At 37.3% G+C, this 4,263-nt stretch carries 5 protein-coding genes and 1 pseudogene; 5 read left to right on the forward strand and 1 reads right to left on the reverse strand.

Going from position 1 to position 4,263, the window contains the following annotated elements; translation table 11 throughout:
* The 5 genes and pseudogenes from LBH98_07995 (at position 1) to LBH98_08015 (ending at position 3,253) form a co-directional block, all read left to right on the forward strand.
* Positions 1-387 (forward strand): annotated as a pseudogene (locus LBH98_07995) (IS1595 family transposase).
* Between the two features lie 63 nt (positions 388-450).
* Positions 451-804, forward strand: a complete 354-nt coding sequence (locus tag LBH98_08000) for a phosphopantetheine-binding protein (GenBank protein MDR0304688.1) — start codon at positions 451-453, stop codon at positions 802-804.
* Positions 804-1,967: a beta-ketoacyl-[acyl-carrier-protein] synthase family protein gene (locus tag LBH98_08005; GenBank protein ID MDR0304689.1), complete on the forward strand. Its 1,164-nt coding sequence runs from the start codon at positions 804-806 to the stop codon at positions 1,965-1,967. The genes LBH98_08000 and LBH98_08005 overlap by 1 nt, the downstream gene beginning before the upstream one ends.
* Positions 1,968-1,988: 21 nt before the next feature.
* Positions 1,989-2,507 (forward strand): beta-ketoacyl synthase chain length factor, encoded by a 519-nt coding sequence (locus LBH98_08010; protein ID MDR0304690.1) that lies wholly within the window; start codon positions 1,989-1,991, stop codon positions 2,505-2,507.
* Entirely contained in the window at positions 2,504-3,253 is a 750-nt protein-coding gene (locus tag LBH98_08015) for a polysaccharide deacetylase family protein (GenBank protein MDR0304691.1), read from the forward strand. The genes LBH98_08010 and LBH98_08015 overlap by 4 nt, the downstream gene beginning before the upstream one ends.
* Positions 3,254-3,260: 7 nt before the next feature.
* Here LBH98_08015 and LBH98_08020 read toward each other — a convergent pair whose 3' ends face one another.
* Positions 3,261-3,665 (reverse strand): hemerythrin family protein, encoded by a 405-nt coding sequence (locus LBH98_08020; protein MDR0304692.1) that lies wholly within the window; start codon positions 3,663-3,665, stop codon positions 3,261-3,263.
* Positions 3,666-4,263: the final 598 nt, after the last annotated feature.

The following is a 4,263-nucleotide window of genomic DNA, read 5'->3' on the forward strand; positions in this document are numbered from 1 at the left end:
GTTGAAGAGAGACGGTAAAGTATATACTCAGATAGTAAATAATTGTTCAATGAATGAGATAATACCAATAATAGAAGAACAAGCAAACAAGGACGCTACTATTTATACAGACGGCTTTAGACCTACGACGGCTTAGCAGATTACGGTTACAAGAAACATTATAGAGTAAAACATAGTGATAATGAATTTGCTCTGGGACACAATCACATTAACGGCATAGAGAACTTTTGGGGTTTGTGTAATGTCAGATTATCAAGGTTTCGCGGTGTCCATAAACACAAGTTTTATTTGCATTTAAAAGAGTGTGAATTTAGATATAATCATCGTAAAGATATGTATAAATATCTGTTGAAAATAATAAGAGAAAATCCACTAAAATTATCTTAGTTTTTACTATATGTTATATTTGTAAACGGCATATTGTATTTTAGTAGGAAAGTGGTAATAAGTGTGAGAAAAATTACTAACTTTTTATGCTTAACTTATCTTGAACCTTTCCTTAATATTGGCGATTTATTTTATTGGCGTTACCGTTACAAAGGAGAAAAAATTAAAGAATTGATTGACGAATTGAAGACGGAAATAGTAGAGACGTTAGGGCTTGCGGACATTTCGGCTTCGGATATCGACGAAAACGAGCGGCTCGTTGGCGGAAATTTGGGAATCGACTCAATCGATACGCTTGAACTTATAATAATGATGGAGAAAAAGTACGGAGTAAAAGTGCCTAACGTTTCGGTCGGTCGCGAAGTTTTTTCGAGTGTCGCGAGTATGGCTAAATATATTTCGGAGAACAAAAAATAATGGGAATCCCCGTCGTTTCCGCCTTTTCGTTCAGTTCGGCTAAAAATATCGACGATTTATTTGACGGGAAATCATTTATAGATGTTCAAAATGAATTTTTAGATAAAGACGCAAATAAAATGCTTTGCGGGAGAGTTTCGTGTTTCGGCAAAAGCGATAATTTCAGTAAAACCGAAGAATTTGCAGACAAAACTATCGAAACTTTGCTCAAAACCGCAGGTATTTCTTTGAAAAATTTCAGCGATTACAACCCGTTTTTACTCGTAGGAACAACGGTCGGCGGAGTAGATAGAACCGAAAAAGAGTATTTGAAAGTAAGAAACGGGAATGAGATAAATCTGAAAAATTTTGAACGGCACGGCGCGGACAGTATGACAAAATTTTTAGCGCAAAAATATGGGTTTCGTCGGTTTTTAGCAATTTCGACCGCTTGTTCTTCAGGGCTTCACGCAATAGGTTTGGCGAAAAAAATAGTCGAAAGCAAAAAATCGGATTTGGTCGTAGCGGTCGGCGCCGACGCTCTGTGTGAATTAACGACAAAGGGATTTGAATCGCTGATGTTAGTTGACAAAAACGCCTGTCGTCCGTTTGACAAAAATCGCGCGGGAATTTCTTTAGGCGAAGGCGGCGGCGCAGTGATATTGTGTTCCGAGAACTTTGCAAAAACTACAAACATTGCCCCCCTCTCCTCCGATAGAGTTTTTATTGCAGGATACGGTTCGTCCTGTGACGCTTACCATGCGACAGCCCCAAACCCAAACGGCGAAGGAGCCGTTTCTGCGATAAAAAAAGCCATAGAAGATGCAAACATTTCTCCGAACGATATAGATTGGATTTGTTCGCACGGCACAGGAACGATAGACAACGATTTGGCGGAAATTAAAGCGTATCGAGCGGTTTTTTCCGAAAAAATTCCTCCGTTTTGCTCGTTCAAAGGCGCTATAGGACACACGCTTGCCGCTTCGGGAGCGATTGAAACCGCTTATGTAATTGAGGCTATGAAGCGGGAAATTATTCCCGTGACGGCCGGTTTTCACCAAATAGATGAAAGTATAGGAGTATCGCCTACAATTAGAAAATTGAGTAAAAAAGCGAAATTTGTACTTAAAACCGCTTTCGGTTTTGGCGGGAATAATGCGGCGGTAGTGATAAAAATGCGGTGAAAACGGGGGAGAGCAAATAATATGGCGCTTAACATACTGAAAAATATAGAAATAAACGAAAAAAATTTAAATGAAAAATTAAATTTGCTTCCGAATTCTCTCAAACGAAAGACGCCGAAAGTATTTCAACTTGCGTATTTGGCGGCAAGAGAAGCAATTTTAGATCTGAAAAAACCGCAGGCGATAATTTGTGTTTCACCGTTTGGCTGTCTCGACGAAACCGTCTCTTTTTTGGATAAACTTCATGACACTAATTTCGGTTCGCCCAAAGATTTTGTCTTTTCGGTTCACAATTCTCTCGGCGCAATGCTTGCTAAAGAATTTGAAATTTTGGGACCGAATTTGACTATGGCCGCGGATAGCGTCGATTTTGCAGAATTTTGCGCCGAAATACTTGAAGAAAAGATTGTTTTGCTTGTTTATTTCAACGATAAAAATGAATTTGCTCAAAAAGTTCTTGAAAAATGCGGCAAAGAACGCCAAGGCGGTTCTTTTGCGGTTGCCTTGCTCTGTGAAAAAACGTTTAGCGGGATTTTATGAATAATTTTATTAAATTTATGGCGGTTTGGACGGTTTTGTTTGTAATTTCCGTTAAAATTGAAAACATTTACTTGATATATGCGGTCGTTTTTTCATTTTTCACGGTAATGTTTTGCGGAGTAAAATTTTTGCCGCTTAATTTTTTTGTAAAATCCGTCTGCAAAGTCAAACCGTCGCCAAAAGATACGATTTTTCTGTCGTTTGACGATGGGCCAAACCAAAATATTACGCCGAAAATTCTAGAACTGCTTGATAAATACAACCAAAAAGCGTCATTTTTTGTTATTGCCCAAAAAGCGAAAAAATACCCTGAAATTGTAAAAAAAATAGTCGAAAACGGGCATACTCTCGGTTCGCACGATTTATATCATCGTTTGACAGACAATTTTCGTAGAACCGGACAAATGTTTATGGAAATCGGTGAAAGTGTAAAAATTCTTGAAGAAATTTCCAATACAAAAGTTAATTTTTATCGTCCTCCTGTAGGGCTTTCAAATCCACACTTGTTTTTTGCTCTAAAAAAACTTAATTTACAATGCACAGGCTGGTCGAAATCCGTCGGTGACGCCAAAAACAGAATCGTATCCGCGATAAAAAAAATTCCGAATTTGTACAGTGCGAAAGACGGAGACATAATTTTACTTCATGACGATTGTCCTGTGAAAAACGAAGTATTGTTTCTGCAAAATTTGGAAGAATTACTTAAAAATTTTGAGAAAACAGGTAAAAAATCGGCAAGAATCTGAACATTTTCTATTTCTTTTGGGCGTTGTAATATCTTCCAAATTCTACATCGGCGGACTTTATGTGCCTGACAACCCAATCGATGATGGATTTGCTAAGGTCTAAAGTGAATTTCGGCGAAGGTCCGAATTGGGCGAATTCGTTTTTTATTCTCTGATACTCGTTTATAAGCATTTTGTGCTGTCCTTTGTGCCACTCGTATTTTGGGTATCCGCATCGCATTTGCAGTCCTTCTTCGTCTCCGAAATGTTTAACGATATAATCGCCAAGCATGTCGATTGTTTTTTGTGTTTCTTCATTTGAAACTGAACGTGCGCCCATTGCCGAAACGTCGTTTATTCTATCGATCAATTCTCTGTGCTGGTCATCGACTTTTTTAACTCCGATTTCCATATCTTTTGATAAAGTAATCATAATTTAACCTTTCTTTGAAAACAAAAATATACCATAATTCACAGAAAGTACGCAAGAGACTCTAATCCAAATAGTATATTATCTTAAGAACTTTCAATCCACGGACAAGGTAAATAAATGTTTCTATCGTTGTCAATAACAAAACCGGCAGCCGACAACAACCCTCAAAACGTTGTAAAGCCGCTTCTCAAGCGGAAAGAAGCGGGGGGGGGGGGGGGGGTAAAAATTATTTTTTGTTTTTCCTGCGTTAAAACGCATTCTAAACGCCTTTACGGGCAATCTAAAAACAGCACGGTCTCAAGTCAAAAAATCAACTTGCTTTAATAAATCGTTTTTACAGCATAACGTCATAATTTTGTTTTATACTTTCTTAAGATTTACAAATCTCCGTTCGCAAAAATTTCATATAAAAATATGCAGTTTAAAAAAGACAATGCCAAATCGCCTAATTTTAGATTTTTTGCGTTTGCGCTTTGCACATTAGACCTCTTGCGAAATCAATAATTTTTTAATTGATTATGGATTTTTCTTGTTTGTTTTTTAAATTATATTATTTTCCACTCTATGAAATACGAAAACATAAAAAATTACTCCGACG

The sequence above is a fragment of the Chitinispirillales bacterium genome, assembly GCA_031254455.1.
Classification (GTDB): Bacteria; Fibrobacterota; Chitinivibrionia; order Chitinivibrionales; family Chitinivibrionaceae; genus WRFX01.

What these genes read in the sequence shown, in the direction of transcription:
- LBH98_08020 (MDR0304692.1), bottom strand. Translation starts at nt 3,665, where the DNA reads ATGATTACTTTATCAAAAGATATGGAAATCGGAGTTAAAAAAGTCGAT.
- LBH98_08005 (MDR0304689.1), top strand. Translation starts at nt 804, where the DNA reads ATGGGAATCCCCGTCGTTTCCGCCTTTTCGTTCAGTTCGGCTAAAAAT.
- LBH98_08010 (MDR0304690.1), top strand. Translation starts at nt 1,989, where the DNA reads ATGGCGCTTAACATACTGAAAAATATAGAAATAAACGAAAAAAATTTA.
- LBH98_08015 (MDR0304691.1), top strand. Translation starts at nt 2,504, where the DNA reads ATGAATAATTTTATTAAATTTATGGCGGTTTGGACGGTTTTGTTTGTA.